Origin of the sequence: Kitasatospora sp. NRRL B-11411, assembly GCF_000721345.1 — a bacterium.
Taxonomy (GTDB): domain Bacteria; phylum Actinomycetota; class Actinomycetes; order Streptomycetales; family Streptomycetaceae; genus Kitasatospora; species Kitasatospora cineracea.
The window spans coordinates 15,471-41,130 of the sequence record NZ_JOGH01000022.1 but is presented as its reverse complement, the minus strand read 5'-3'; the positions used below and the strand labels follow the sequence as shown (position 1 = coordinate 41,130).

The following is a 25,660-nucleotide window of genomic DNA, read 5'->3' as shown; positions in this document are numbered from 1 at the left end:
GCCGGGTATGCCCACTCCGCAATTCATCCTCGACCTGCGCGAACACGTCGGCCACGGCCCGCTGTGGCTGTCCGGCATCACGGCCGTGGTGGTCGAGGACGACCGGATCCTGCTCAACCGCCGCAGTGACAACGGACGTTGGGCCCTGCTGCACGGGATCGTCGAGCCCGGCGAGCAGCCCGCCGACACCGTGGTGCGCGAGGTGCAGGAGGAGACCGGCGTCACCGTCCTCCCGGAACGGATCACCAGCGTCCACACCCTGCCGGCCTTCGCCTGCACCAACGGTGACCAGGTGCAGTACCTGGACATCGCCTTCCGCTGCCGGCCGCTGTCCGGCGAACCCCGGGTCAACGACGACGAGTCGCTCGCGGTCGCCTGGTTCCCGCTGGACGCCCTCCCCCCGCTGACCCCCAACGACACCCTGCTGCTGGAGAAGGCCCTTGCCGACACCCCCTCACCCTGGTTCGCCCTGGGCTGACCGGCCACCGGAACCTCCGTGCGCTGCCGGGGAGTCGGGCCGGTCAGGAGGTGGCGATGGACTTTCCGCCGACCCGGCTGCCTGGCATCCCGCAGGCCGATCCGGTCCCGCTGCGGTGGAGTGGCAATGGAGAGCGGGCGGACGCGCGTTCGATACCCTGTCCGGGCGGTCGGTAGTGGGAGAGGAATCCGAAGCGCCCACTCCGGGGACCGTGATCCGGCATCCTGGTCGGCATGCCGACCGGTCCGAATGCACAGCCCGTGGCGGTTCCTCCTCTCTGGCGCCCGCTGAGGCGTCTGCACCACCGTCATGTCGAGAAACTTCTGGGCGAGGCTGCCTCCGCATCGTCGCTGCTGTCCGTGTCCCTCGATGTTGCCCTTCTTCGGAAAGCCCTCCAGTACCACTCGGGTCTGGGCCTGCTGGCACTGGTGCCGATCGGAATCATCGACGGCATCGTCGCTGGTATGGCGGTCACCACCATGAAAGGGGGGTGCACGCCCGGCGGCCTGCTGCCGGCGAGGGGGGAAGCGCTGGCAGCGTGTCCGACGCACCAGGAGAAGGTCGCGCTGGGAACGGTGATCCTGATCTTCTCCCTGGCCGTTTGGGCGCTTCGCACCCTGATGAACGCTGCTGGGGGAGTGCGCATACGGCCCTGCTACCAGGCGCTGGTACCGGCATTGAGGGTGCTCGAAGTGTGCGGACGGGTCCATGCGGCTGGGGGACACCTGGCGGCGGCGGAACTCAGTGTCTCAACAGCGGCGCTGGGGACGGCCGTCGTGGACGGCTCCGGCCACGCGGCCAACGACTACGGGGCGCGGAGCTCGACACGGGCCGCGACGAGGGGGCACGCTCGCAAGGTTGCGGCTGTCCTCGAAAGCGTTGCCGATCGGCTGCTCTCGGATCGTGAGGGTGCGGCAAAGCTTCTGGCCGACCACGCGTCCGCCATCGCCGGGCAGACCGCGGACGGCAGGTTCACCAGTCTCCTCGGTGCCGGGGTGTGGCTTCCTGAGCCCGAGTCGGCCACACCGGAATCGCCTGATCGTGCAGACGGGCGGCGACTCGCCCTGTCGGCGGTGATCGGCCTGGTCATCGCGATCGGGGTGGGATGGGTGACCAACGGCCTCGATTTGCCGGTGTACGTGGGAGCGCCCTTGGCTACCTTCTCCATACCCCTGGTCGCATTTCTAGTCATGGCTTACCGCTATGGACTGGCCGAAGCGCTGCGGCTCATCGCAACGCTGATCTCCGTTCGCAACGGTGAGGCCCCGCCGGGGCAACCTCAACCGTCATCCGGTGCCGAAGGAGCCCGGAACCCGCTGCCCGCTCAGCGGTCGGGGGCGGACGGGCCCGAGCAGGCGCTCGCGGACCGGAGCGAGGAGACGGGTGCCTCCGCAGCCGGTTCCCCATCTTCCGACGACCGGTCCACCGCTGTTGCGGGAAGAGGAGCGGAAAGCGGCTGACGAATCCGATCCTGGTGCGGTGAGGGTCAGTTCGGGTGGCGGATGCCGAACCACTGTTCGGCGCCGTACTCCTCGTAGCGTTCGAGTTCGGTGAAGCCGAGCCGTTCGGCGACGCGGCGGGAGGCGGTGTTGGCGGTCTGGGTGGTGAGGGCGACGGGGGTGTCGGGCAGGGCGCCGGCCAGCCAGTCGAGGGCGGCGGTGCAGGCTTCGGTGGCGTAGCCGCGGCCCCAGGCGTGCGGGAGGAAGAGGTAGCCGAGTTCGCGTGCGCCGCCTTCGGGGTGCAGGTGGGCCAGGCGGTCGGAGCCGTGCGGGTCGAGGGTGACGAGGCCGATCATCGTGCCGTCCAGGTCGACCACCAGCAGGCCGGGGCGGCCCTGCGGGACCTCGGGCAGGGTGCGCTCGAACTCCTCGCGGGGGCGGGGACCGCCGATGTACGTGCCGACCTCGGGGGAGGTGAACAGCTCGACGATCGCCGCCCGGTCCCCGGCCAGCGGCTCGCGCAGCAGCAGCCGGGCGGTCCGGATCGGGGCGGGCGGCCAGGGCAGCGGGGCGGGTTCGATCATGCCCGTCAACGTATCGTGCACGGCCGACGGGCCGTCAAGGGCTTCGGGGCCGAGCCGCGCGTGTGTCGAACTTGTTCGTTACGAACATGTTCGTTACGGTGGAGAAGAAGCCACCGACCCGACGAAGGAGCCCGCCATGACCACCACCCACCACCCCCTGGCCGTCCTCGGCGGCGGTCTCGGCGGCCTGCTGCTGGCCCGCGCCCTGCACGTCCACGGCATCCCCGCCGCCGTCTTCGACCTGGAACCGGGCCCCGAGGCCCGCACCCAGGGCGGCATGCTCGACATCCACCACGACTCCGGCCAGCCCGCCCTCGCGGCCGCCGGCCTGACCGAGGGCTTCCGGGCGATCGTCCACCCCGGCGGCCAGGCGCTGCGACTGCTCGGCCCCGACGCCACCGTGCACCTGGCCGAGCCGGACGACGACACCGGCGGGCGTCCCGAGGTCGACCGCGGCGACCTGCGCGACCTGCTGCTCGGCTCGCTGCCCGCGGGCACCGTGCACTGGGGCCGCAAGGCCGTCGCGGTCGAGCCGCTCGGCGGTGGCCGCCACCGGGTCGCCTTCGCCGACGGCAGCGCGATCACCACCGACCTGCTGGTCGGCGCGGACGGCGCCTGGTCCAAGGTCCGCCCGCTGCTCTCCGCGGCCCGGCCCGCCTACACCGGCGTCTCCTTCGTCGAGGCCGACCTGCACGACGCCGCCCGCCGCCACCCCGGCGCCGCCGCCCTGGTCGGCGGCGGGATGTTCATGGCGCTCGGCGACGGGCGCGGCTTCCTCGGCCACCTGGAGTCCGACGGCAGCATCCACGTCTACGCGGCCCTGCGCACCGGCGAGGACTGGCCGCCCGCCACCGGACCGGCCGGGTCGGCCGACCCGGCCGGGTCCGCCGCGCTCCGGGACGCCGCGCTGGCCGCCTTCACCGGCTGGGCCGACCCGCTGCGGGCCCTGATCGACGACGCCGATGGCGAGTTGACGCTGCGTCGGATCCACGCGCTGCCGGTCGGCCACCGCTGGGAGCGCGTCCCCGGCGTGACGCTGCTCGGCGACGCCGCCCACCTGATGTCCCCGTTCGCCGGGGAGGGCGCCAACCTGGCCATGCAGGACGGCGCCGAACTCGCCCTCGCGCTGGCCGCCCGCCCCGACGACCCGGAGGCCGCCCTGCACGCCTACGAGCAGGACATGTTCGCCCGGGCCGAGGCCTCCGCCGCGGAGTCCGCCGCCAGCCTGGAGCTGATGTTCGGGCCCGACCCGGTCGCCGGGCTGCTCGAGGTGTTCACCGGCGCCCGCTGACCCGGCGCCCGTTGAGCCGGTGCCCGTTGAGCCGGCGGCCTCCGGGCGGGCCGGCGGGTCGGCGGGGCAGGACGACAGGCCCGGCGGGCGGGTGCGGGCCGGTGCGGGCTCGGGAGCCGGTCAGGACGGGCTCGGGGGGTCGATCTCGACCCAGAGCCGTTCCCGCGAGCGCCGGTCCCGGTACCCGAACCGGTCGCCCCGGCCGAGCACCCGCAGCACCGCGACCGTGGTGGCCGCGTCCGGGTGCTCGACGACGTGCAGGGTGACCCGGTAGCCGCCGCCGGGCACCCGTTCCACCAGCGGCCGGTGGCCGGTCAGCTTGTGCAGGGCGTCGCCGATCCACTGGGCCCGTCCGGCGTGCGTGTCGTTGTGGTCCACGGGCCGATCATCCCGGCTCGCGGCCCCGCGCGGGGGCGCTCGGCGGTTTCGGCCCCGAGAAGGTGACCCGGCGGCGTGCAGAGGGGGCGCGAAAGGGGCGTGCGGGCGGTCCGGGGCGCGGGGCCGGGGCGCTAGGTTGGGGCCATGGACGACCGTACCGCCGCCCCCGCCCCGCGCAGCCGCCGCGAGCGGCCCGCCAAGCCCGCGCTCACCCAGGCCGGCATCGTGGCGGCGGCCGTCCGCCTGATGGCGAGCGAGGGACTGCCGCGGGTGACCATGCGCCGCCTCGCCCAGGAGCTCGACACCGGCCCGGCCTCGCTGTACGTGTACGTGGCCAACACCGCCGAGCTGCACGCCGCGATCCTGGAGCACCACCTCGGCACGGTCGACCTGACCGCCGCCGCCGATCCCGGCCGGGACTGGCGGGAGCGGATCGTCGCCGTGCTGGAGTCCTACACCGCCGTGCTGTTCGAGCACCCGGCGCTGGCCCACTCCGCGCTGCTCGCCCGCCCCGCCGGGCCGCACTACCTGGCGCTGGTGGAAGCCCTGCTCGGCCTGCTCGACGAGGGCGGCGTCCCGGCCGGGCAGGCCGCCTGGGGCGTGGACGCGCTGCTCCAGGTGGCCACCGCCACCGCCGCCGAGCAGTCCGCCCGCACCGGTGCGGAGGCCGAGGCCGAGCACGGCGCGATGGTGCGCGCCCTGCGCGAGGCCGACCCGGCCCGCTACCCGAAGGTGGCCGCGACCGCCGGGGAACTGGTCTCCGGCCACCCCGCCGAACGCCTGGCCTGGACGTTCCGGATGCTGGTCAACGGGGTGGCCGCCACCGCCCGCTGACGGCTGGTCGGCTCCGGTCGCTGACGGCCGGTCGGCTCCGCCCGCTGACGGCGGGTCGGCTCCGGTCACTGACGGTCGGACGGTCGATCGGTTCCGGTCGGCGGTCAGGCCGGGCCGAGGACGATCCGCTCGGTGACCTGCCCGGGGTGGGCCGGCCGGCCGTGCGGGGTGGCCGGGGCCAGCCGGCCGGACCGGTCGAGGGTGAACAGCAGGTCGTGGCCGGGCGGCAGTTCGCCGTCGGCGGGGCGGCGCAGGATCCGGGCCCCGGCGGCGTGCCGGCGGGCCAGTTCGGGGCCGGTTAGGGCGGTCGGCAGGAGCGTCGCGGCGGCCCCGTCGCCGACCACGCCGGGCCCGGGCGCGGCGGCGGGCAGCCGGAACACCGGCAGCTCCGACCCGTCGCGCAGCACGGCCGCCGCCAGCGCGTTGAACTCGTCCTCGGCGGTCAGCAGGTACACCGCGGTGACGCCCTCCTGCTCGGCGCCCTCGCCGCCCGCGGCGGCCAGCAGTTCGCCGTCGGCGAGTTCCAGCCCGGCGGCCGCGATCCGCTCCCGCTGCTCGTCCCGCCCGGCCCACAGCAGCACGTCCAGCCCGGCCGAGCGGAGCACGGCGGCCAGTTCGAGCGTCCACGGCTCGCCGCCCACCAGCAGCGGGCGGGAGCGGGCCGGGCGGGCCACCCGCAGCAGCCGGGCCACCGGGACGGCGCTCAGGCCGTACAGCGTCACGGTGAACACGATCACCAGGAAGGTGGCGGGCAGGATCTTGTCGGCGCCGCCGACGCCCGCCGCGGCCAGGCCCGCGGAGAAGGCCGCGGCGGTGGAGGCGGCGACGATCCCGCGCGGCGCCATCCAGCCGAGGAAGGCCCGTTCGCCCTCGGCGAGGTCCGTCCCGGCGGTGGACAGCGCCGCCACCACCGGCCGCACGACGACCACCAGCACCGCGACCAGGCCCAGCGCGGGCAGCAGCAGCGGGCGCACCGACGACCAGGCCACCGTCGAGGAGATCGACACGAACAGCACCCCGACCACCAGCGACACCAGCGTCTCGAAGAACGTCCGCCGGGCCGGCAGGTCGAACGCGGGCAGGGTGGCCACCGCCACGCCCATCACGATCGCGGCGATCAGCCCGGTGTCCTCGCGCAGCGCGTCGCAGAGCGCGGCGACGCCCACCACGGCCGCGAGTTGGGCGCTGGTGCCCAGCACGTCGTTCAGCCGCCCGCGCACCAGCAGCCACCACAGCAGCGCCGCGCCGAGCAGCCCGCCGAGCAGGCCCAGGCCCACGCTGGCGGCGAACTCCAGCAGGCCCCGGCCGAACTGCCGGTGCTGCCCGCCGACCAGCGCGTGGAAGACCAGCGCGCCCAGGATGCCGCCGACCGCGTCGATCAGCGAGCCCTCCCAGACCAGGATCCGCTGCACCCGCTCGGTGGGGCGGACGAAGTTCAGCAGCGGCCCCACCACCGTCGGCCCCGACACGACCAGGACCGCGCCGAGCATCGCCGCCGCCGCGCCGGACAGCCCGAGCAGCGGGGCGGCGGCGAACGCGGCGGCCGGGGCGGTCAGCAGGGTGCCGACCCACACCAGGCGCACCACCGCGTGCCGGGTGTGGCCGGTCAGCCGGCGCAGGTCCAGGCCGAGCCCGGCGTCGTACAGGACGACCGCGACGGCCAGCGAGACCAGCGGGGAGAAGGCCGGGCCGAGCAGCCGGTCCGGGTGGATGTCGTCGGTGACCGCGCCGGCCGCGAAGCCGACCGGCAGCAGCACGATGATCGCCGGGATGCGCAGCCGGGCGGCCAGCAGCTGGGACGCCACGGCGAGCACCACGGTCAGCCCGGCCCCGATCAGGATCTGCTCAGAGGTCATCTGGCCATCCCATGCCGCGCACCGCCGCCCCGGCGCGCCACGCGCCCGGCGGGTCCCCCGTCCGGCCCAGCCCGGCGCGGGGGCGGTCGCGGAGCGGCCGGGACCGGCGTGGCGTGCGCCGCGGGGGCGGTCGTCGACGGCGCGGTCGTCGACGAGGCGGTCGTCGATGGCACGGTCGCCGACGGGGCGTCAGCCGGCCGGGGTGCCGGTCCGGTCGCGTTCCAGGGCGGCCCGCAGGGTGGACAGGGCGCGGGCGAGGCCGTCCAGAGCGGGGGCGTCCAGGTCGGTGCCGAGCAGTTCGGCCAGGGCCTCGGTGAAGGTCCGCCCGGCCTCGGCGGCCAGCTGCTCGCCCGCCGGGGTCAGCACCAGCAGCGAGGAGCGGCGGTCGTCGGGGTTCGGCTGCCGGGCGGCCCAGCCCTGCTTCTCCAGGCGGTCGACGCCCTTGCTGGTCGCGCCGACGCCGATGGCGAACTCGGCGGCCAGGTCGGCCACCCGGCAGCCGGGGTGCTCGTGCAGGTAGTGCAGGAACTCGTACTGGGAGGTGACGATGCCGTGCCGTTCGCGCAGGCGTTCGCCGAGGCCGTTGTAGAGCCGGGTCTCGCAGCGGACCAGGTCGGCGAAGAGCGCGACGAGGTCGGCGGAGGGGGCGGGGGTGCCGGCGGTGGCGGCGCCGGCGGGGCCGTCTGCCGATGTATATTCCATGGCATATAGTGTAGCGGAAGCTACTTCTGACAGGAGTGTGCCATGAGCAGGGAGCAGCGCGCCGAGGTCGACCGGATGCTGCGGCGGCCGGCCCCGGAGGGGGAGCGGACCGTCGAGCAGATCCGGGCCGGATTCCGGGAGCTGATGGCCGGCATGCTCGTCCCGCACGAGCGGATCCGCACCGCGCCCGCCGTCCTCGGCGGCCGCCCCGCCCTGCGGGTCGACCCGGTGGGCGAGGCCCGGGACGGGACGATCCTGTACTTCCACGGCGGCAGCTGGGTGTTCGGCTCGCCGGAGACCGCCCTCTCGCTGACCGGCCACCTGGTCGCGGGCAGCGGCCTGCCCGCGTACTCGCCGGACTACCGGCTCGCCCCCGAACACCCCTTCCCCGCCGCCATCGAGGACACCCTGGCCGCCTACCGCGAGCTGCTCGAACGCGGCGCCGACCCGGCCCGCACCGTCCTCGCGGGCGACTCCGCGGGCGGCGGCCTCGCCGTCACCACCGTCCTCGCCGCCCGGGACGCCGGACTCCCGCTGCCCGCCGGCATCCTGGCCTTCTCCCCGGGCACCGACGCCACCCGCAGCGGCGCCAGCATGGACACCAAGGAGGACATCGACCCGATCTTCACCCGCTCCTCCTTCGAGGGCACCAGCGCCATGTACCTCGCCGGGGCCGACCCGCGCCACCCCCTGCTCAGCCCCGCCGTGCACGCCGACCTCACCGGCCTGCCCCCGATGCTGATCCAGGTCGGCGCCAACGAACTGCTGCTGGACGACTCCACCCGGCTGGCCGCCCGGGCCCGCGACGCGGGCGTGGACGTCACCCTCGACGTCACCGCCGACGTCCCGCACGTCTTCCAGTGCTTCGCGGGCGTCCTCGACGAGGCCGACGAGGCGCTGGAGCGGGCCGCCCTGTTCCTGCGCCAGCGCACCGCCGGCGGTCGCTGACGGCCGCTGACGCCCGCCGACGGCCGCTGACGGACCGTCGGCCGCCGGGGCCCGGGCCCCGGACAAGGCGGGCGGCACCGGGCGGAACCGGCGAAATCGCCCGGCCCGGAAGGGAGTTGCCCGTCACGAAAAGGCTGCCGAACTGCGGACTTCCGGTGACCCAGCGCGCCGTGTCCCTTACTGTACGGGCATGAGTTCTAGGGGGAGCGCGGCCGGTGACCGCGGCACGGCAGTGGTGATCGGCGGCGGACTGGCCGGATGTCTGGCCGCCTGGGCGCTGCACGGCGTGGCGGAACGGGTCGTGGTGGTCGAACGCGACCGCTACCCGGACGGGGCGGACTTCCGCCCCGGCGTCCCGCAGGCCAAGCACGGCCACCTGCTGCTGGAGGCCGGCCAGCGCACCATCGACGAACTGCTGCCCGGCGCCCTCGCCGAACTCCTCGCGGCCGGCGCCACCCGGGTGTCGCTCTCCGGCGGCCTGCGCTGGCTCACCTCCGCGGGCTGGCTCGCCCCCTACGACAGCGACCTGGCCGTGCTCACCTGCAGCCGCCCGCTGATCGACCAGGTGGTGCTGGACCGGGTCCGGGCCGCGCCGAACGTCGAGTTCCGCACCGGCACCGAGGTGATCGGCCTGCTCGGCGACCGGCACACCGTCACCGGCGTGCAGGTCAACCGGCGCGGCCGGCGCGGCGAGGAGACCGCCGAGATACCGGCCGAGCTGGTCGTCGACGCGGCCGGCCGCGCCACCCACGCCGCCAAGTGGCTCTCGGTGCTCGGCGCGCCCGCCGTCCCCCGCGACCGGGTCGACGCCGGCGTCTCCTACGCCACCCGGTTCTACCACCGCCCCGCCGACGCCCCCGCCGACTCCGCCCTCTACCTGCAGAGCCATGCCCCCGACCAGGGCCGCTTCGGCGTCCTGCTGCCCGTCGAGGGAGACCGCTGGATCGTCGGCATGGGCGGCATGCGCGGCTACGAACCCTCCATCCAGCCTGAGGAGTTCGAGAAGCAGCTCGGCCTGCTCCGCGACCCCTGCATCGCCGAGACGGTGACCGGCGCCAAGCCCACCGGCCCGGCCCGCGGCTTCGTCCCCGGCCCGAGCGTGTGGCGGCACTACGAACGCTCCTCCACCCACGGCTTCCTCGCCCTCGGCGACGCCTCCTGCACCTTCAACCCGGTCTACGGCCAGGGCATGACCGTCGCCGCGCTCGCCGCCCGCGCGCTGCGCGACGCCGTCCGCAAGCACGGCGACCTCGGCCACGCCGCCGTCAAGGAGACCCGCGACGCCATCGCGGGCGTCACCCGCAACCCCTGGCAGATGGCGGCCGGCGAGGACGTCCGCTTCGCCGGCACCACCGGCGGGCCCTCCGGCCTCCAGGTCAAGGTCCAGCAGCGGATGCTGGACCGGGTGCTGGCCCGCGCCGTCACCGACGCCCGGGTCGCCGCCGCCTTCCACCAGGTCGCCGCGATGGTGGAACCGCCCACCCTGCTGTTCCGTCCCTCCGTGCTGGGACCGGTCCTGTTCGGCGGCTGACCACACCGCCCGCCGGAACACCGGCCCCCGTACCGGCGGCCACACCCGGGTGTGGCAACCTGTGCGATCCATCCAGACGGCACGTGCAAGGGTTGGGCAGCCGACATGAGCGAGATCTACTTCAGCAACAACTACCGCGACCTGAGCGAGCAGCACGGCACCGGCGCCGGCTTCCAGTTCGAGTTCTCCTGCTCGCGCTGCTACGACACCTGGCGCTCCGAGTTCGAGCCCTTCCGCACCGGGCAGGCCGCGGGCTGGATCAACAAGGGCGTCAGCGCCGCCTGGAGCCTGCTCGGCGGCAGCGCCTCCAACGGCCTCAGCAACGCCGCCGACGGCCTGGCCGGCGCCAGCTGGGGCAGCGGCCGCGACGCCGCCTTCCAACGCGCCATCGGCAACGCCCAGCAGCACTTCAACCGCTGCGCCCGCTGTACCCACTACGTCTGCGGCCGCTGCTGGAACGCCGCCCAGGGCCTGTGCCTCGACTGCGCCCCCGACACCGCCGCCGAGGCCGCCGCCGCCCGCCAGCGCGGACTCAACGACGCCGTCACGCAGAACGCGTACGACCACGGCCAGTCCCGGGCCGGGCAGTTCGACGTCACCGCGGAGCGCCAACTGGTCTGCCCGCAGTGCCGCGCCGAGACCCACGGCACCCCGTTCTGCCCCGGCTGCGGCTTCCGGCTCGCCCAGCCCGCGCAGTGCACCTCCTGCCACGCCGAGGTGCCCGACGGTTCCGCGTTCTGCCCCAGTTGCGGCACCCGGCGCTGAGGGCCGGACGCCGACACCGCACCGGCCGGGCCGGGCCCCTGAGGGTCCGTCGCCCGGCCGGTGCGGTGCGGCGCTCCCGCGCGGTCAGGTGCCGTGGGTGGGGAGCAGCAGGATGCGTTCGGGGTCGTAGCGGCGCCACTCGGGCTCGCCGGTGGTGCCGATCAGGCGCAGGCGGCACCAGGGCTCGCCCGCGGGGGAGTGCCACCAGGCGTTGATCCGGCCGAGGGCCCAGGTGCCGGAGCCGTCGAGGAGCACCTCGACGGGCTGGTAGGCGGGCCGGACCTCCGGCTCCGGCGGGGACCAGGCGGGGTCGGTCTGCAGTTGCGGAGGGAGCACTGCGGGCCTCCTTCGAGTCCGGTCGACGGGGGTGACGGGTGCGGGGTGCCCGAACGACCCGGCTGGTGGCGGTCAGGGACACTCTACAGAGGTGTAGAAGCCGATGCCGGGCAATCCGCGGGCAATCCGCCGTCGTGGCGCAACGGCGCCGCCCCGCTGGCGCGTTCACGTCGGACCGGGGGCGGGAGTGGGGCGCGTTCGCGTCGGACCGGGGGCGGGAGTGGGGCGCGTTCGCGTCGGACCGGGAACGGGGGCGGAGGCGGGAACGGGGGCGGGGCGGGGGCGGAATCGGGAGCGGTGGGTGCCGGGCCCGGGGCGGTCGGTCGGCCGGTCATAGACTCGGCGGATGACTGCTGAGGACTCCTCGATCGAGGCGCTGGGCGCCCTCGCCGACCCGGTGCGGCGCGCCCTCTACCGGCACGTGGCCGGCGCGCCGGAAGAGGTCGGCCGGGACGCGGCGGCCGAGGCCGCGGGCGTCTCCCGTTCGCTGGCCGCCTTCCACCTGGACAAGCTGGTGGCGGCGGGCCTGCTGGCGGTCTCCTACCGCCGTCCGGACGGGCGCGGCGGCCCCGGTGCGGGCCGCCCGGCCAAGCTGTACCGCCGGGCGGCGGAGGAGTTCGCGGTGGCGCTCCCGCCCCGGGACTACGGCGGGGCCGGCCGGCTGCTCGCCGAGGTGGTCGAACGGGCCGGACTGGACCGGGAGTTGCAGGCCGCGGCCCGGGCCGCGGGCTCGGCCGACCCGGCCCCGGACCTGCCGGCGGCGCTGGCGGAGCGCGGCTACGCGCCGTTCCCGGACGGCGAGGTGGTGCGGCTGCGCAACTGCCCCTTCCACGCACTGGCGGAGGAGTTCCCGGCGCTGGTGTGCGGGATGAACCTGGCGCTGCTGGAGGGCCTGGCCGGGGCGGAGTGGACGCCCGTGATGGACCCGGGCGCGGGCCGCTGCTGCGTGGCGCTCTCTAAAAACAACAACCATTGACGATAGAGGCCGGGCCGGGCCATGCTTGCCGCATGACTGCCCCTCAGGCCGCCGTGCCCGCCCCTGCCGTGCCCGCTCCCGCCGAGTCCGTTCCCGCCGTGCCCGCTCCCGCCTCCGGCCACCAGCTCGCCCAGGTCAACGTCGGCCGCACCGTGGCCCCGCTGGACAGCCCCGAACTCGCCGGTTTCATGGACCAGTTGGCGGAGATCAACGCACTCGCCGAGCGCAGCCCCGGCTTCGTCTGGCGGCTGGTCGACGACGCGGGCGCCGACGCCACCGGCCTGCACCCCGACCCGGACGACGGGCTGCTGCAGATCAACTGCTCGGTCTGGCAGTCGGTCGAGGCGCTCCGGGAGTACGTTTACCGCAGCGACCACCTGCGGGTGCTGGCCCGCCGCCGCGAGTGGTTCCAGCGTCCGGACGGGGCGCACCAGGCGATGTGGTGGGTCCCGGCCGGACACCGCCCGAGCGTGGCCGAGGCGATGGCGCGGATCGCGTTGATCCGCGACCACGGGCCGGGCCCGGAGGCGTTCACCTTCCGGGAGCCGCACCCGGCGCCGGACGCCCGCTGAGCCGGGAGCGGCCCGCCCGCCGGTCGGGCGGGAGGGGGCCGGAGGGTGAACCCCCGGCCGGTCGTGCGGTGAACCCCTGGCCAGATGACTAAGCGCTTGCTTAGACTCGGGTGGGCGGGGCCGCCGGTCCACCCCCCGAGCACCGACGGCCCCGTCGTCCCGTCCAGCACCCTCGCAGGAGCGCGCCATGCCGGCCACCAACCGTCAGATCCGACTCGCCCGCCGCCCCGTCGGCCCGGTCCGCCAGGAGGACTGGACGCTCACCGAGGAACCGGTCACCGGCCCGGCCGACGGCTGGTTCCTCGGCCGCACCCGCTACCTCTCGCTCGACCCGGCGATGCGCGGCTGGCTGGACGACCGCCCCTCCTACCTGCCGCCGGTCGGCCTCGGCGAGGTGATGCGGGCCGGCTCGATCCTCGAGGTGGTCGAGTCCGCCCACCCCGACTTCCGGGTCGGCGAGTTCGTCAGCGGCAGCTTCGGCGTCCAGGAGTACGCGCTGTCCGACGGCCGCGGCACCCGCCGGATCGACCCGGCCGCCGCCCCGCTGCCCACCCACCTCGGCGCGCTCGGCACCCCCGGCATGACCGCCTACTTCGGCCTGCTGGAGGTCGGCGCGCTGAACGAGGGCGAGACGGTCGCGGTCTCCGGCGCGGCCGGCGCGGTCGGCAGCCTGGTCGGCCAGATCGCCAAGCTCAAGGGCTGCCGGGTGATCGGCATCGCCGGCGGGCCCGCCAAGTGCGCCTGGCTCACCGAGGAGTTGGGATTCGACGCGGCCGTCGACTACCAGACCGAGGACGTCCGCAAGGCGCTGCGCACCCACGCCCCCGACGGCATCGACGTCTACTTCGACAACGTCGGCGGCACCGTCCTGGACGCCGCCCTCACCCGGCTGGCCGTGCACGCCCGGGTGGTGATCTGCGGCGCCATCAGCCAGTACAACAACGAGCACACCGTCCAGGGCCCCGCCAACTACCTCTCGCTGCTGGTCCGCCGGGCCCGGATGCAGGGCTTCGTGGTCTTCGACTACGTCACCCGCTACCCGGAGGCCGCCCGCGAGATCGCCGGCTGGATCGCCGACGGCCGCCTCAGCACCCGCGAACACCTGGTCAAGGGCGGCGTCGACGCCTTCCCGGAGACCTTCCAGATGCTGTTCCGCGGCGCCAACACCGGCAAGCTGATCCTCGACCTGACCTGACCTGACCTGACCTGACCCGGCCCGATCTGTTCCGGTCCGACCCGGCCGCTGGTGCACGGCACCTGACGGCGCGTCAGCCGATCGGGCGCAGCCGGGTGCCGGAGGCGGTGACCGCCTCCACGGTGCTGGGCCCGCCGCCCGGGTTGTCCAGCGCCAGCGTGCGGGTCGGCGGCACGGCCTGGTCGACCCGGCGGGCCTGGGCGGTGACGGTCAGCCGGGCGACCCGGCGGCTGGCGGCGACCAGCAGGTACGGGGTGCCGTTCGGCGCGCGCCAGCGGTACTGGGCGACGGTGTCCTGCTCGTAGCGGCTGCACGCCCGCCCGTCGGCGCGCGCCAGCCGCTCGGCCCGCCCGCCGTCCGGCGGCAGCACGGCCGCCGCCGCGCTGCCCGACCCGTCCCAGCGGTCGGCCCGCAGGCAGGCCCAGGCCAGCTCCCCGGCGTTCTGCGGCAGCTTCTGGTCGGCGAACTCCCACAGGTTCAACTGCCGCACGCCCGGCCCCGCCTCGGGCACCGCGCAGGCCCCCGCCGCCCACCGCCGCAGCGCCTGCGCCCCCACCGCCTCCCGGGGCGGCCGGGCCGGGGCCGCGGCGTCCGGCGGCGGGGTGTACGTCAGGTGCGCCGGGGCCAGCCCGCCGAGGTCGGCCAGCAGGAACGCGTGCTGCTCCGCCACCACCGGGTCCGAGCGCAGCTGCAGCACCGGCCCCGGGCAGCCCGGCGCGGCCGTCCCCGGCACCGGGTCGGTCACCCCGTCCGCGAACGCCAGCGGGTGCTCCGCCTCCTCCGGCCGGTCCAGCCGCCGGGTCGCGGCCGCCGCCACCCACGGCGCCAGCAGGTACCGCGCCCCGCGGCCGTCGCGCCGCAGTACCACGGCCGCCCCCGCCGTCACGTCGCTCTCCCCGGCCGCCGCCAGCGCCAGCACCGGGCCCCCGCCCGCCGCCGGGTCGTCGCCGTACCGGGCCAGGGTCCGGCCGTCCGTCAGCAGCACCACCGACGCGCCGTCCAGCCGCCCCGCGTACAGCAGTTGGGGCACCACGACGGGCGGGCCGGGCACGCTGCCCGGCTCGGCGGCGGTGCCCGGACCGGCCTGCTGCCAGGCGGCGACCGCCCGCCCGACCAGCGCGGCGTCGTCCCGCAACTCGCCGCGGGCCGGCCAGACCCCGAGGCCCAGCCTCGCGCTGGTGCGCCACAGGCCGTCGGTGCGTCGCTCGGGCGGCACCACCTGCGCAGCCGGTCTGCCGGTACCGGGCCGGGGCGAGAGCAGCATCGGCAGGACGGCGGCGGTCAGCGCGACCGCCACCGCCGCGGCCGTGAACGCCCGCCGGCGGCGGCGCAGCAGGTCGCCCGGCCGCAGGTGGACCGTGCAGGCGTCGTAGCCCGGCGGGAGCTCCGGCCAGCCCGCGCCGTCCAGCGAACCCAGCAGCTCGGCCCCGGCCCGGGCCGCCTCGGCCGGCTCCTCCACCCCGGCCCAGGCCAGCGCCTCGGCGGCCTCCGCCAGGCCCAGGCCGTCCAGCGCCTGCACCGCGAAACCGGCCCGCGCGGCGGCGGGCAATCCGGCCAGCCGGGCGTCCAGTTCGGCGTCCGCGTCGTCCGGCGGCGTGAACAGCCGCACCCCCCACACCCGCGGGAACACCGCCCCCGGCCACCGCCGCCGGCGCAGCGCCCCGCGCAGCACCCGGGCCCGCACCGCGTCGTACCCCTGCTGCCCGGCGACCTTCCCGCCCGCCACCGGCAGCGCCCGCTGCACCACCGCGTGCGCCGCCACCACCCGGGCGTGCCGCCCCCGGTCGGCCGGCAGGGTCAGGTACGCCATCCCCACCAGGTGCCGGTAGTGCCGCACCAGCACCGCCTCCGCGGACTCCGGCCGCCCGCCGCCCCCGACCGCCCGGGGCCGCGGCAGTGTCCTGAGATCCATCGGCCCCTCCAAGGCTCGGCGGCAAAGCCGGGTACGTCGGACGGACCAACGAGTGGATCATCGGATGGTTGCGCCGGAGGGCCCGGGGCGGCCCGATCACCCTTGCGGGGCCTGCGGGTTGGGGCCGTCGTGGCGGGCGCTGGAACGCCAGTCGGCGGTGCGCACCAGGGCCTCCAGGTGGGCCAGGCGGAACGGGCCGAGGCCCGGGTCGGCCAGCAGCGCGGCGACCAGCCGGGGCCAGGGGCCGTCCGGGCGGAACGGGTCGGCCGGGGCCAGCTCCAGGGCCGGGAAGCGCTCGCCGGTGGCCAGGGCGAACGGCGGGGTGCGGTCGCCGGGGCGGACGCCGAACAGGGCGGCGGCGGCCTCGCCGGGCTCCGGGCGGACGGTGACCCGGACGTGGCCGTGGTGGGCGGCGGCCAGGTAGGCGACCAGGGACGGGTCCGTGCCGGGCGGGTGCCAGTGGTCGCCCGCCAGCAGCAGGAGCGCGGTGACCAGCTCGTGCCGGAAGAACGGCCGGGACGAAGTGCCGTTGCTCCAGGGGGCCTTGGACTTGGCGAGCAGCCCCTCGGGCGGGTCGCCGCCGCCGTCGCGGAGCTTGTCCTGGAAGACGCGGTGGCACTTGCCGAGGTCGTGCAGCCGGGCGGCGAGGGCCACCGCCTCCCGCTGCGGCCCGGTCAGGCCGGGCAGCGCGGCGGTCAGGGCGCGGGCCTCCTCCTCGGTCTCCCGCAGGTGCTGCTCCAGGGACACCCAGGCGGCGCACGCGGTCGCCGGGGGCGTGCGGCCGGTGAACAGCGAGGGCACGGGGGTGCGGCTGCCGGGCGTCCAGCCGGTGCCGGACAGGTGGCCGCCGCGCGCCGCGTCGAGCAGCAGCACCGCGCCCGCGCACAGGTCCGCGGCCACCGCCCGCCGCCACCGGCCGTCGACCCGGTCCCGCAGCCAGGCCCCGCCGCCGTCCCCCTCCTCCTCCGCCGCCGCCGCAGCCGCCAGCCACGCCGCGACCTCGGCGAGCGGCGCCTCGCACTGCTCGTGCCGCCCGGGCTCCGGCTCCTCCGGCGCGGGCCCGTCCGGCCCGAACGCGCGCCAGGCGACGAAGACCGTCCGGTCCGCCGCGGCCTGCACCCACGGCCAGGCCCCGGCCGGCCCGGCCCCGCGCGCGGTGTCGAACAGCGCCACCAGCTCGGGCCCGCCCAGCGTGTCCGGCGCGTCCGGCGCGTCCGGCGCGTTCGGCGCGTTCGGCGCGTTCGGTACGTCTGGCACGTTCGGTGCGTCCGGCGCGTCCGGCGCGGGCTCCGGGACGGGGGAGCGGGGTGCGTCGACGGCGAACAGGTCGGCGGCGGTGACGGCCGCCCCCTCGTGCGCCGTCAGCCACCGGGCCACCGCGCCGTCCGGCCCCGGGCCCTCCGGCGGGACGCACCACAGCAGGTCGCCGCCGTCCGGGTGCTCGCCGTGCCGGTTGCAGCGCCCGGCGCGCTGGACCAGGGCGCTCCACGGCGCGAGTTCGGTCAGCACCGTGCGGCCCGACAGGTCGGAACCGGCGTCCAGCGCCCGCGTCACCACCAGGAAGCCGTCCGCCGACTCCCTTGTGGGCAGCGGGAGTTCGGCGGAACGGTGGTACGGGAGCAGCAGCGCCACCGGCCGCCCCGGGTGCGCGGCCCGCAGCGCGGCGTGCACCGCGCGGGCCCGGGCCGGAGAGCCGAGCGCGGCGATCGTCCGGGTGCCGGGCCGGTGCGCGGCGCCCAGCGCCGCCACCAGGTCGGCCACGTACCGCTCCGGGTCCGGGTGCAGCTGCCGGATCCGGCGCACCGGGGCCGGGCCGGGCCCGGCCGGGGGAGCGCTGCCGTCGCCGACCGCGGACATCCAGGTGCTGCCGGTCGGCGCCGTCGTGCCCAGCGCCTCGCGCAGCGCCTGCAGCCGCTCGCCCGTCGGCAGGCCCGGGCCCAGCAGGCCCGCCTCGTCGAACACCCAGTGCGCGTCGTTGTTGAGCAGCCCGAACGAGACCGGCGCCATCGTCCGGCTGTCGGCGAGACCGCGCATCAGCGCCCGGCTCAGCAGCACGTCGTGGGTGCCGACCAGGATCGCGCTCCGCTCCGGGTGGCGCCGCCAGGCGCCGTTCTGGCCGTCCGGCCCGGCGAGCAGGTGCAGGTCCACGGCGTCGGCGAGACCGAGACGGTGCAGCCAGCGGCCGATCCGGGCGTGCGTCCAGTGCGCGAGGCTGCCCTGCGGCAGCACGTACACCAGCCGCCGAGCGGTCGCCTCCGGCGCGGCCACCGTCCGCCGGTACAGCCAGGCCAGCACCGCCCCCGCGGTCTTCCCGCCCCCCGACGGCACCCGCACCGAACGCGGCAGCCCGTCCTCCGCGAGCACCCGCTGGTAGGCGTACGGCCGGTGGCCGGTCGCCGCCCGGAAGAACTCCTCGAACCCCTGTGCCATCCCCGTTCCCCTCCGTTGGCCGGACTTCCGAACTCTAGGGGGCGGAGCGGACGACGGGGCGTCAGTTTCGCTGCTGCTGGCGGGGGCTGGCGGGGGCTGGCGGTGAGGTGGCAGAGAGGGGCGGGCGGCGGCCGGACCCCCGAACTCTAGGGGGCGGAGCAGGTGACGGGATGTCAGTTTCGTTGCCGCTGGCGGGGACTGGTGGTGAGGAGGCGGCAGCCGGATCCCCGAACTCCAGGGGGGCGATGCGGACGACGGAGGGTCAGTTTCGCTGCTGCTGGCGGGGGCCAGGGCTCAGGCGGCCGGGGTGGTCAGGGTGGTCAGGTCGGTGTTGGCGCCGCACAGGACGACGCAGACCCGTTCGTCCTCGGCGGGGTGGTAGGTGGTGCCGAGGGCGGCCAGGGCGGTGGCGGCGGCGTGTTCGACGGCGAGGCGGTGGTCCTCCCAGAGGTGGTGGCGGGCCCGGACGATCGCGGTGTCCGGGACCAGGGCGGTGCGGACCGTCGCGTGCCGGGCCGCGGCGAGGGCGTCGGCGGAGGCGCGGCGGGCGCCGAGCGAGTCGGCGGCGACCGAGTCGACGGGGACGTCCACGGGGGCGCCGGCGGCCAGGGCGGCGTGCAGGGCCCGGCAGTTCTCCGGTTCGACGGCGACGGTCCGCACCCCGTGCTCGCGGGCCGCGGTGGCGACGCCCGCGAACAGACCGCCGCCGCCGACCGAGACCACCACGGTGTCCAGGTCCGGGACCTGCCGGCGGATCTCGGCCAGCAGGGTGCCCGCCCCGGCGGCCACCAGCGGGTGGTCGTACGCGTGCGAGGCGAGCGCGCCGCTCGCCGCCGCGTGCTCCTCGCAGGCCGCCAGGGCCTCCGCGTACTCGTCGCCCGCCAGCCGGACGTCGGCCCCGTAGCCGCGCAGCCGGGCGACCTTCACGGCGGGGGCGTTCACCGGGAGGAACACGGTGGCCCGCACGCCCTCCTGGCGGGCGGCCCACGCGCAGGCCAGGCCCGCGTTGCCGCCGGAGGCGATGGTGACGCCCGCGTCCGGGAGGGTGCCCGCGTCCCGGTGGGCGCGCAGGAAGTTGACCGCGCCGCGGGCCTTGAACGAGCCGGTGTGCTGCATGTGCTCCAGGGCCAGCCACACTCCGCCGGGTCCGCCCGGCACCACCCGGACCGGGCGGACCGCACCCGCGATCCGGTCGGCGGCGGCCCGGACGTCGGCAGGGCTGAGCTGGTGCACGGTACGGCTCCCGGTGGTCGGTGCGGAGAGGGGACGGGCCGACAGTACCGCTGTCGCGCGCCCGGAACCCATCCGTTCGGGCCGCGGCTCCGAAGACCGGGCGGGGGACACCCGTCCCCGCCGCAGTCCACCCAGGTGTTCGACCGGCCGCCCGACCGCATCGAGGTCGACAGGCCGTCATGTCGACACCGCCAGGCACCCGTACGGAAACCAGCACCATGACTCTCGCCGTCGTCCTGTTCACCCAGGACCTGCGCCTGCACGACAACCCCGCCCTGCACGCCGCCCGCGCCGGGGCCGACCAGGTGGTGCCGCTGTTCGTCACCGACCCGGCGGTCGCCGCGGCCGGCTTCGCCGCCCCCAACCGGGCCGCGTTCCTGGCCGGCTGCCTCGCCGACCTCGACGCCGCGCTGCGCCGGGCCGGCGGCCGGCTGCTGGTGCGGGAGGGCGACACCGCCGAGCAGACCGCGAAGCTCGCCGCCGAGACCGGCGCGGCCACCGTGCACGTCGCCGCCGGGGTCAGCGGGTACGCCCGCCGCCGCGAGCAGCGGCTGCGCCGGGCGCTGGGCGACCGGCTCCGGGTGCACGAGGGCTCGCTGACGGCCGTCCCGCCCGGGGCGGTGCACCCCGTCGGCCGCGACCACTACGCCGTCTTCACCCCCTACCAGCGGGCCTGGCAGCAGGCCGTCCGCCGCACCCCGCTGCCGCCCCCGCGCGCCCTGCACACCCCCGAGGGCCTGCACGGCGCCCCGCTGCCCACCGCGACCCCCACCGCCCGCAGCCTCCCCGCCCCCGGCGAGGGCGCCGCCCGCCGGGCCTGGCAGCACTGGCACGGCGACCGCTACGCCGACCTGCACGACGACCTCGCCGCCGACGGCACCTCCCACCTCTCGCCGTACCTGCACTTCGGCTGCCTGTCCGCCAACGAACTCGCCCAACTCGCCGAACGCCGCGGCGGCCCCGGCGCGGAAGCCTTCGTCCGGCAGCTGGTCTGGCGCGACTTCCACCACCAGGTGCTGGCCGCCCGGCCCGACGCCGCCCACGCCGACTACCGCCCCCGCAAGGGCGGTTGGCACCGGGACGACCGCGAGTTCGAGGCATGGCGGGACGGCCGCACCGGGTTCCCGATCGTCGACGCGGGCATGCGGCAGCTCGCCGAGACCGGCTGGATGCACAACCGGGCCCGGCTGCTCACCGCGAGCTTCCTGGCCAAGTCCCTCCACCAGGACTGGAGGCCCGGCGCCGCGCACTTCCTGCACCACCTGGTCGACGGCGACCTCGCCAACAACCAGCTGAACTGGCAGTGGGTCGCGGGCACCGGCACCGACACCCGCCCCAACCGGGTCCTCAACCCGCTCGTCCAGGCCGACCGCCACGACCCGGACGGGGCCTACGTCCGCCGCTGGGTCCCCGAACTCGCCCACCTGCCCGGCCGCGAGATCCACCGCCCCTGGCGGTCCCCGCACCGCCCGGCCGGTTACCCCGACCCGCTGATCGCCCCGGACGCCACCGGCCACCGCCTCCGCGCGATCCTCCGCCAGCAGCAGGACGCCCAGCTCTGACCGTCCTGCTCCGGCGCCGCCCTGCCCCGACGCTGTCCTGTTCCGGCGCCGTCCTGCTTCGGCGCCGTCCGGCCCCGGTGGGCCTCAGCGCTCCGGGGTCATCAGCACGAAGTCCGCGCCGGACGGGTCGGTGCAGACCGCCATCCGGCCGATGCCCGGGGCGGTCTCGGGCCCCATGACGACGATGCCGCCCCGGTCGCGGACCCGGTCCGCGGCCTCGTCGCAGGAGGGCACGGTGAAGACCGGGTGCCAGGAGGGGGTGCCGCGGGAGAGGGTGAGCTCGGCCGGGCCGACCTGGAGGATGCCGCCGTGCATGCGCTCGGCGGGCTGCCCGGCGGGGGTGACGATGGTGTAGACGCCGTCGCCGCCGCCCGGCATCGGGGTGTCCTCGTGCTGCCAGCCGAAGACCGTCTCGTAGAAGGCCAGCGCGCCCGCCGCGTCCGTGGTGTAGAGCTCCGTCCAGCACAGCCCGCCCGGGCCGTCGACGGCGCCGAGCCCGCCGACCGGGCCCGGGGTGAGGACAGCGAATTGAGCGCCCTGCGGGTCGGTGAACTGGGCCAGCGAGGCCCACTCGGGCACGTCCCGGGGCTCGACCCGGACGGTGCCGCCCGCGCGCAGGACGGAGGCGGCGGTCTCGTGGACGTCCGGGGTGAAGAAGTACGGCATCCAGGCGGAGCGGGCGCCGCGCTCGGTGAGCGGGCCGATCCCGCCCGCGGTCCGGCCGGCCGCGGTGGCGAGCAGGAAGTCGTCCGAGCCGGGCGGCGGGGCGAGTTCCCAGCCCAGCACCGGTCCGTAGAACGCGGCGGCGGCGGGCACGTCGGGTGCTCCCAGGTCCAGCCAGCACGGTGAGCCGGGCACGAAGTCGGTGGTGATCACGGCGTTCTCCCTTCGCCGGGCGTTCTCCGGGCGTTCTCCGGGCACTCCTTCCCAGCCTGGCACCGGCCCGCGGTACCGCCAACCGGAGTAAATCCTGTGCAGATCATCGGATCGGACCGCGAATTCCGCCGTCGAGCGGACCCTGCGCATGACATTTCGCGGAAATTCCTCCGCCCAGCCGCCAAATCATCACCCGGAACAGGGTTGCCGCCGGAGGAAACGGGCAGGGGCCGCATACCCCAAGCGACACCAGAGAAAGGCAACAGCGTGGCATTGAGCGTGAGCTACGGGGAGCGATACGGCTGGACAGTGGTCCAGGTGGCCGGAGAGGTGGACATCAGCGGAGTCGCCGCCCTCCGCGAACGCCTGCAGCGACTGGTCACCGACGGCTGTCTGCGGATGGTGGTCGACATCAGCCGGGTCGACTTCTGCGACTCCACGGGTTTCGCCGTCCTGGTGGCCACCCGCCGCATGCTGTCCTCCCGCGACGGACAACTCCGGCTGGTCCTGCCCGGACCCGAGGTCCACACCCGCAAGATCCTCCAGCTGTTCGGGATCGAGCGGATCTTCGACGTCCACGACTCGGTGGACGACGCACTGGCCGACCTGCGCGAGCCCCTCCTGACCGCGGACGCCGCCGAGACCGCCGAGGTCGCCGAGGCCGTCCCCCGCCCACGCGAAGGGACGCACGCCGCCGCCGACTGACCGCCCGGCCCGGAGCGGGGGGCGGCCCCGCGGCGGGACGGTCGGCAGCGGCGACGGCGGGACGGCCGGCGGCGGCCTCAGCGCGGCGTGCCGAAGTCCTGCGTCCACCAGGGCCCACCGCTGCCCAGGTGGACACCCACCCCGAGTTCGGTGAACTTGCAGTTCAGGATGTTCGCCCGGTGGCCCGGGCTGTTCATCCAGCTGTCCATCACCGCGGCCGCGTCCTTCTGCCCGCGCGCGATGTTCTCGCCCCAGCCGCTCCACGCGTACCCGGCGGCGTCGATCCGCTGCTGCGGGCCGGCGCCGTCCGGGTTGGTGTGGTCGAAGAAGTTGCGCGCCGCCATGTCCTCGGAGTGCCGCTGCGCCGCCGTCGCCAGCTTCGCGTTGGACCGCACCGGACCGCAACCCGCCTGCGAACGCTGCGAGTTGACCAGGTCCACCACCTGCTGCGCCAGATCCGCCGAGCGCTTCGCGGCCGTCGCCGAGGCGGCGTTCGCGGTCGGGGCCGCCGGGGTCGCCGACGCGGCGGGCGCGGCCGGCGCCGAGGACGCGGACGGCGACGGCACCTGGCTGGGGGAGGGCGGGGCCGACGGCGACGGGGCGGCCGACCCGGACCCGGACGCCGAGGCGGACGGTGACGGGTCCCCGTCCGGCGCCGGGGCGGTGCCCTGCGCCGGGTCGACCAGCGCGACCGCGGACTGCGGCGCCTGCTCGGCCGTGTCCACCGCCGACGGCGCGTCCGACCCGCCGACCACCACCAGCAGCCCGACCACCACCGCCACCGCGGCCACCACCCCGCCGCCCAGCACCACCGGGGCCGGACCGCGCCGCCGGGCCCGCCGGTGCCCGCGCCGCGCCCCCGCCCGGTGCGAACCGCCCGAGGACGACCCCCGCCGGTGCACCGCCCGCCCGGGCCCGGCGGACCCCGGAACGCCGCCACCACCACCGTCGTAGCCAGGGCCGTCGTAGCCGCCGGAGCCGGGGTCGAAGTCGGGGGCGAAGCCGTCGCCGGGGCCCGCGGCGAGGTCCGGGCCGAGTCCCGCGCCGAACTGCGCCCCGTCCGGCAGCGGGACCAGCGCCAGCCCGGCCAGCAGCCCCTCCGCCGGGACCAGGCCGCGGCGCTGCTCCCCGCACACCGCGCACTCCCGGGCGTGCCGCCCGATCCGCTTGCGCCACAGCGCGCCCGGCACGCCGTCCCAGCCGGCCGTCAGCTCCGCCAGCCACGGGCAGCCCGGCACCGCGGCCAGCGCCCGCACCACCACCCGGGCCGCCTCCAGCTGCCCCTTCATCCGCTGCACCCGCACCGCCGCGTGCTGCGGCGACACCTCCAGCGCCGCCGCCAGCTCGGCCCGGGACAGCTCGCCCGCCGCCTCCAGCCACCACAGCGCCAGCAGCTCGCGGTCCCCGCCGTCCAGCCAGCGGGTCGCCTCGGCGACCTCGCGGCGCTGCTCGGACAGGCCCAGCCGGACGATCGTCAGGCCCACGAAGTCCGCCGCCGGGTCGGCCACCGCCGTCGGGTCCGGCACCGCGTCCAGCGCGTGCTCGTCCCGGAACCGGCGCCGCACCTGGTTCAGCGCGATCGCCACCAGCCAGCTGCGGAACCCGGCCGGGTCACGCAGCCCGGCCAGGCCGTCCACGGCCCGCAGCATGGTCTCCTGCACCACGTCGTCGGTGTCCGGGTGCCCCGACAGGGCCCGCCCCACCACGTTGTACACCAGCGGCAGGTGCCCGCCGACCAGCTCCGCCACCGCCTGCCGGTCACCGTGCTGCGCCCGCCCGACCAGCGCCGCCACCCGCCCACTGTCCACAGCCCGGCCCGTCCTCGTGTTCTCGCGTCCTGCCCTCACACCTTCGGAGATCCGTCGGCCCCCGGCGGATAACGCAAAAAGCGGAAGGAAATCCTCGGCAGACGCGAAGCTTAGTGAGCCCCCGGACGACTCCCGCGGCGGGAACGGACGGGAGGGGTGAGGGGGACGTGCGGAAACGGGGGAGGACCGGTGCTCGCCCTGCCGGACGGCTGGCCGCAACGGTGAGGCCCGCGCCTCCCCGGAGGGACGCGCGGGCCTTCGAACCGCGGCCGGAACCGGCGGCCGGGATCAGTACCAGCCGGGATCAGTACCAGTGGTGCGACTGCCAGAACGACCAGGCGCCGCACGGGCTGCCGTAGCGGCTGTTCATGTAGTTGAGGCCCCACTTGACCTGGGTCGCCGGGTTGGTCCGCCAGTCCGCGCCGGCCGAGGCCATCTTGGAGCCCGGCAGCGCCTGGACCAGGCCGTAGGCACCGGAGGAGGAGTTGGTGGCGGTGTAGTCCCAGCCGCTCTCGCAGGTGACGATCTGGCTGAAGCACTGGAACTGGGTGTCGTCGCCGACGATCTGCCGCGCGATGTCCTGGACCGAACCGGCCGGGATGCTGGCGAGCACGCTGCGCGCGGAGTCGCGGCTGGCCTGCTCGGAGGCCCGCTTCGCCTCGGCGTCCTTGGCCGCCTTCGCCTCGGCGGCGGCCTTCTCCGCGGCCGCCTTGGCGTCGGCCTCGGCCTTGTCCGCGTCGGCCTTCGCCTGGGCGTCGGCCGCGGCCTTCTGCCGGGCGGCCTCGGCGGCGGCCTTCTTGGCGGCCGTGTCGGCGGAGACCTGCTGGGCGTTCGCCTGGCGGCTGATGCCGTCGCCGACGCTCTGGGCCTGCGCACCGGTGGGCGCGTCGGCGAGCAGGGTCGCGCTCGCCACGTCGACCGTCTGGACGGTCTTGCCCTCACTGCCGGACGCCGCACCGACGACCGCTCCGACGGCGGTCACCGCGGTGGCGGAGGCGACAGCGACGCCCCGGACCGAGATCCGAGTCACATGCTTTCCTTCCGGCGTCGCCCGGCGTGTGACCGTCCGGGCGCGTATCTGCCCCTGGCACTGGCCTCCGTCGAACACCGGTCACGGGAGGCACGGGCTCGGCCGTCCCCCCGGGCGGGCCCGGGGAAGTCGGCGGGATCGAGCGGCGTACGGCCTCGCGGTGTTCAGTTGTCCGTCCACCGACCGGAGTTGGCGGGCGCGCAGGGCCGTACGCAGGGC

At 76.3% G+C, this 25,660-nt stretch carries 23 protein-coding genes; 12 read left to right on the top strand and 11 right to left on the bottom strand.

Annotated elements, in window-relative coordinates; genetic code table 11:
* The first annotated feature begins 7 nt into the window (after window positions 1-7).
* Window positions 8-478, top strand: coding sequence for an NUDIX domain-containing protein (locus IH44_RS0113480; protein ID WP_030459750.1), 471 nt, complete (start codon window positions 8-10; stop codon window positions 476-478).
* Window positions 479-711: 233 nt separating this feature from the next.
* Window positions 712-1,938, top strand: a complete 1,227-nt coding sequence (locus IH44_RS0113475; protein ID WP_157852306.1) for a hypothetical protein — start codon at window positions 712-714, stop codon at window positions 1,936-1,938.
* 26 nt (window positions 1,939-1,964) lie between these two features.
* On the opposite strand, the gene IH44_RS0113470 is transcribed toward IH44_RS0113475, so the two are convergent.
* Window positions 1,965-2,501 carry a GNAT family N-acetyltransferase gene (locus IH44_RS0113470; protein WP_030459748.1) on the bottom strand — a complete coding sequence of 179 codons (537 nt, stop codon included), beginning with the start codon at window positions 2,499-2,501 and terminating at the stop codon, window positions 1,965-1,967.
* Between the two features lie 136 nt (window positions 2,502-2,637).
* On the opposite strand from IH44_RS0113470, the gene IH44_RS0113465 reads away from it, so the two are divergent.
* Complete coding sequence (locus IH44_RS0113465) at window positions 2,638-3,792, top strand: NAD(P)/FAD-dependent oxidoreductase (protein ID WP_030459747.1); 1,155 nt, start codon at window positions 2,638-2,640, stop codon at window positions 3,790-3,792.
* A gap of 120 nt (window positions 3,793-3,912) precedes the next feature.
* Here IH44_RS0113465 and IH44_RS0113460 read toward each other — a convergent pair whose 3' ends face one another.
* Window positions 3,913-4,170: a hypothetical protein gene (locus tag IH44_RS0113460; protein ID WP_030459746.1), complete on the bottom strand. Its 258-nt coding sequence runs from the start codon at window positions 4,168-4,170 to the stop codon at window positions 3,913-3,915.
* Between the two features lie 144 nt (window positions 4,171-4,314).
* Here IH44_RS0113460 and IH44_RS0113455 point away from each other — a divergent pair, with 144 nt between their 5' ends.
* On the top strand, window positions 4,315-5,004 hold the full coding sequence (locus IH44_RS0113455) for a TetR/AcrR family transcriptional regulator (protein WP_030459745.1): 690 nt from the start codon (window positions 4,315-4,317) through the stop codon (window positions 5,002-5,004).
* Between the two features lie 104 nt (window positions 5,005-5,108).
* On the opposite strand, the gene IH44_RS0113450 is transcribed toward IH44_RS0113455, so the two are convergent.
* Window positions 5,109-6,860, bottom strand: coding sequence for a sodium:proton exchanger (locus IH44_RS0113450; RefSeq protein WP_030459744.1), 1,752 nt, complete (start codon window positions 6,858-6,860; stop codon window positions 5,109-5,111).
* A 189-nt stretch (window positions 6,861-7,049) separates the two neighbouring features.
* Window positions 7,050-7,562 (bottom strand): MarR family winged helix-turn-helix transcriptional regulator, encoded by a 513-nt coding sequence (locus IH44_RS0113445; protein WP_030459743.1) that lies wholly within the window; start codon window positions 7,560-7,562, stop codon window positions 7,050-7,052.
* Between the two features lie 42 nt (window positions 7,563-7,604).
* Between IH44_RS0113445 and IH44_RS0113440 the strand changes: the two genes are divergently transcribed.
* The 3 genes from IH44_RS0113440 (at window position 7,605) to IH44_RS0113430 (ending at window position 10,806) form a co-directional block, all read left to right on the top strand.
* Window positions 7,605-8,510 (top strand): alpha/beta hydrolase, encoded by a 906-nt coding sequence (locus IH44_RS0113440; protein WP_030459742.1) that lies wholly within the window; start codon window positions 7,605-7,607, stop codon window positions 8,508-8,510.
* Between the two features lie 190 nt (window positions 8,511-8,700).
* Entirely contained in the window at window positions 8,701-10,041 is a 1,341-nt protein-coding gene (locus IH44_RS0113435; protein WP_051816856.1) for an NAD(P)/FAD-dependent oxidoreductase, read from the top strand.
* Between the two features lie 105 nt (window positions 10,042-10,146).
* Window positions 10,147-10,806 carry a zinc-ribbon domain-containing protein gene (locus tag IH44_RS0113430; protein WP_030459740.1) on the top strand — a complete coding sequence of 220 codons (660 nt, stop codon included), beginning with the start codon at window positions 10,147-10,149 and terminating at the stop codon, window positions 10,804-10,806.
* Window positions 10,807-10,890: 84 nt separating this feature from the next.
* Here the strand turns inward: IH44_RS0113430 and IH44_RS41005 are convergent, their stop codons facing one another.
* Window positions 10,891-11,142 carry a hypothetical protein gene (locus tag IH44_RS41005; RefSeq protein WP_035954976.1) on the bottom strand — a complete coding sequence of 84 codons (252 nt, stop codon included), beginning with the start codon at window positions 11,140-11,142 and terminating at the stop codon, window positions 10,891-10,893.
* A gap of 346 nt (window positions 11,143-11,488) precedes the next feature.
* Here IH44_RS41005 and IH44_RS0113420 point away from each other — a divergent pair, with 346 nt between their 5' ends.
* From IH44_RS0113420 to IH44_RS0113410, 3 genes are all read left to right on the top strand, one after another.
* Complete coding sequence (locus tag IH44_RS0113420; RefSeq protein ID WP_030459739.1) at window positions 11,489-12,118, top strand: metalloregulator ArsR/SmtB family transcription factor; 630 nt, start codon at window positions 11,489-11,491, stop codon at window positions 12,116-12,118.
* 32 nt (window positions 12,119-12,150) lie between these two features.
* Complete coding sequence (locus IH44_RS0113415; RefSeq protein ID WP_081966882.1) at window positions 12,151-12,690, top strand: DUF3291 domain-containing protein; 540 nt, start codon at window positions 12,151-12,153, stop codon at window positions 12,688-12,690.
* A 187-nt stretch (window positions 12,691-12,877) separates the two neighbouring features.
* A complete protein-coding gene (locus IH44_RS0113410; protein WP_030459737.1) occupies window positions 12,878-13,885 on the top strand; it encodes an NADP-dependent oxidoreductase in 1,008 nt (335 codons plus the stop codon).
* A gap of 73 nt (window positions 13,886-13,958) precedes the next feature.
* Here IH44_RS0113410 and IH44_RS0113405 read toward each other — a convergent pair whose 3' ends face one another.
* From IH44_RS0113405 to IH44_RS0113395, 3 genes are all read right to left on the bottom strand, one after another.
* Window positions 13,959-15,797 carry a hypothetical protein gene (locus IH44_RS0113405; RefSeq protein ID WP_051816855.1) on the bottom strand — a complete coding sequence of 613 codons (1,839 nt, stop codon included), beginning with the start codon at window positions 15,795-15,797 and terminating at the stop codon, window positions 13,959-13,961.
* Between the two features lie 96 nt (window positions 15,798-15,893).
* Window positions 15,894-18,227: a CRISPR-associated endonuclease Cas3'' gene (locus IH44_RS41000; protein WP_035954974.1), complete on the bottom strand. Its 2,334-nt coding sequence runs from the start codon at window positions 18,225-18,227 to the stop codon at window positions 15,894-15,896.
* 294 nt (window positions 18,228-18,521) lie between these two features.
* Complete coding sequence (locus IH44_RS0113395; protein ID WP_030459734.1) at window positions 18,522-19,460, bottom strand: serine/threonine dehydratase; 939 nt, start codon at window positions 19,458-19,460, stop codon at window positions 18,522-18,524.
* Window positions 19,461-19,678: 218 nt separating this feature from the next.
* Here IH44_RS0113395 and IH44_RS0113390 point away from each other — a divergent pair, with 218 nt between their 5' ends.
* Entirely contained in the window at window positions 19,679-21,022 is a 1,344-nt protein-coding gene (locus IH44_RS0113390; RefSeq protein WP_030459733.1) for a deoxyribodipyrimidine photo-lyase, read from the top strand.
* 84 nt (window positions 21,023-21,106) lie between these two features.
* On the opposite strand, the gene IH44_RS0113385 is transcribed toward IH44_RS0113390, so the two are convergent.
* Entirely contained in the window at window positions 21,107-21,898 is a 792-nt protein-coding gene (locus IH44_RS0113385; protein ID WP_030459732.1) for a VOC family protein, read from the bottom strand.
* Window positions 21,899-21,994: 96 nt separating this feature from the next.
* Here IH44_RS0113385 and IH44_RS0113380 point away from each other — a divergent pair, with 96 nt between their 5' ends.
* Window positions 21,995-22,603 (top strand): STAS domain-containing protein, encoded by a 609-nt coding sequence (locus tag IH44_RS0113380; RefSeq protein WP_081966880.1) that lies wholly within the window; start codon window positions 21,995-21,997, stop codon window positions 22,601-22,603.
* Between the two features lie 77 nt (window positions 22,604-22,680).
* Here IH44_RS0113380 and IH44_RS0113375 read toward each other — a convergent pair whose 3' ends face one another.
* Both IH44_RS0113375 and IH44_RS0113370 read right to left on the bottom strand, forming a co-directional pair.
* The gene (locus IH44_RS0113375) at window positions 22,681-24,411 is read right to left on the bottom strand and encodes a sigma-70 family RNA polymerase sigma factor (protein WP_030459730.1); all 1,731 of its coding nucleotides are present in this window, start codon (window positions 24,409-24,411) and stop codon (window positions 22,681-22,683) included.
* Between the two features lie 304 nt (window positions 24,412-24,715).
* The gene (locus IH44_RS0113370) at window positions 24,716-25,441 is read right to left on the bottom strand and encodes a transglycosylase SLT domain-containing protein (RefSeq protein ID WP_030459729.1); all 726 of its coding nucleotides are present in this window, start codon (window positions 25,439-25,441) and stop codon (window positions 24,716-24,718) included.
* Window positions 25,442-25,660 lie beyond the last annotated feature (219 nt).

Bases quoted from the DNA above. Each gene is read 5' to 3' on its own strand.
- IH44_RS0113480 (WP_030459750.1), top strand. From the start codon at position 8: ATGCCCACTCCGCAATTCATCCTCGACCTGCGCGAACACGTCGGCCAC.
- IH44_RS0113475 (WP_157852306.1), top strand. From the start codon at position 712: ATGCCGACCGGTCCGAATGCACAGCCCGTGGCGGTTCCTCCTCTCTGG.
- IH44_RS0113470 (WP_030459748.1), bottom strand. From the start codon at position 2,501: ATGATCGAACCCGCCCCGCTGCCCTGGCCGCCCGCCCCGATCCGGACC.
- IH44_RS0113465 (WP_030459747.1), top strand. From the start codon at position 2,638: ATGACCACCACCCACCACCCCCTGGCCGTCCTCGGCGGCGGTCTCGGC.
- IH44_RS0113455 (WP_030459745.1), top strand. From the start codon at position 4,315: ATGGACGACCGTACCGCCGCCCCCGCCCCGCGCAGCCGCCGCGAGCGG.
- IH44_RS0113450 (WP_030459744.1), bottom strand. From the start codon at position 6,860: ATGACCTCTGAGCAGATCCTGATCGGGGCCGGGCTGACCGTGGTGCTC.
- IH44_RS0113445 (WP_030459743.1), bottom strand. From the start codon at position 7,562: ATGGAATATACATCGGCAGACGGCCCCGCCGGCGCCGCCACCGCCGGC.
- IH44_RS0113440 (WP_030459742.1), top strand. From the start codon at position 7,605: ATGAGCAGGGAGCAGCGCGCCGAGGTCGACCGGATGCTGCGGCGGCCG.
- IH44_RS0113435 (WP_051816856.1), top strand. From the start codon at position 8,701: ATGAGTTCTAGGGGGAGCGCGGCCGGTGACCGCGGCACGGCAGTGGTG.
- IH44_RS0113430 (WP_030459740.1), top strand. From the start codon at position 10,147: ATGAGCGAGATCTACTTCAGCAACAACTACCGCGACCTGAGCGAGCAG.
- IH44_RS0113420 (WP_030459739.1), top strand. From the start codon at position 11,489: ATGACTGCTGAGGACTCCTCGATCGAGGCGCTGGGCGCCCTCGCCGAC.
- IH44_RS0113415 (WP_081966882.1), top strand. From the start codon at position 12,151: ATGACTGCCCCTCAGGCCGCCGTGCCCGCCCCTGCCGTGCCCGCTCCC.
- IH44_RS0113410 (WP_030459737.1), top strand. From the start codon at position 12,878: ATGCCGGCCACCAACCGTCAGATCCGACTCGCCCGCCGCCCCGTCGGC.
- IH44_RS0113405 (WP_051816855.1), bottom strand. From the start codon at position 15,797: ATGGATCTCAGGACACTGCCGCGGCCCCGGGCGGTCGGGGGCGGCGGG.
- IH44_RS41000 (WP_035954974.1), bottom strand. From the start codon at position 18,227: ATGGCACAGGGGTTCGAGGAGTTCTTCCGGGCGGCGACCGGCCACCGG.
- IH44_RS0113390 (WP_030459733.1), top strand. From the start codon at position 19,679: ATGACTCTCGCCGTCGTCCTGTTCACCCAGGACCTGCGCCTGCACGAC.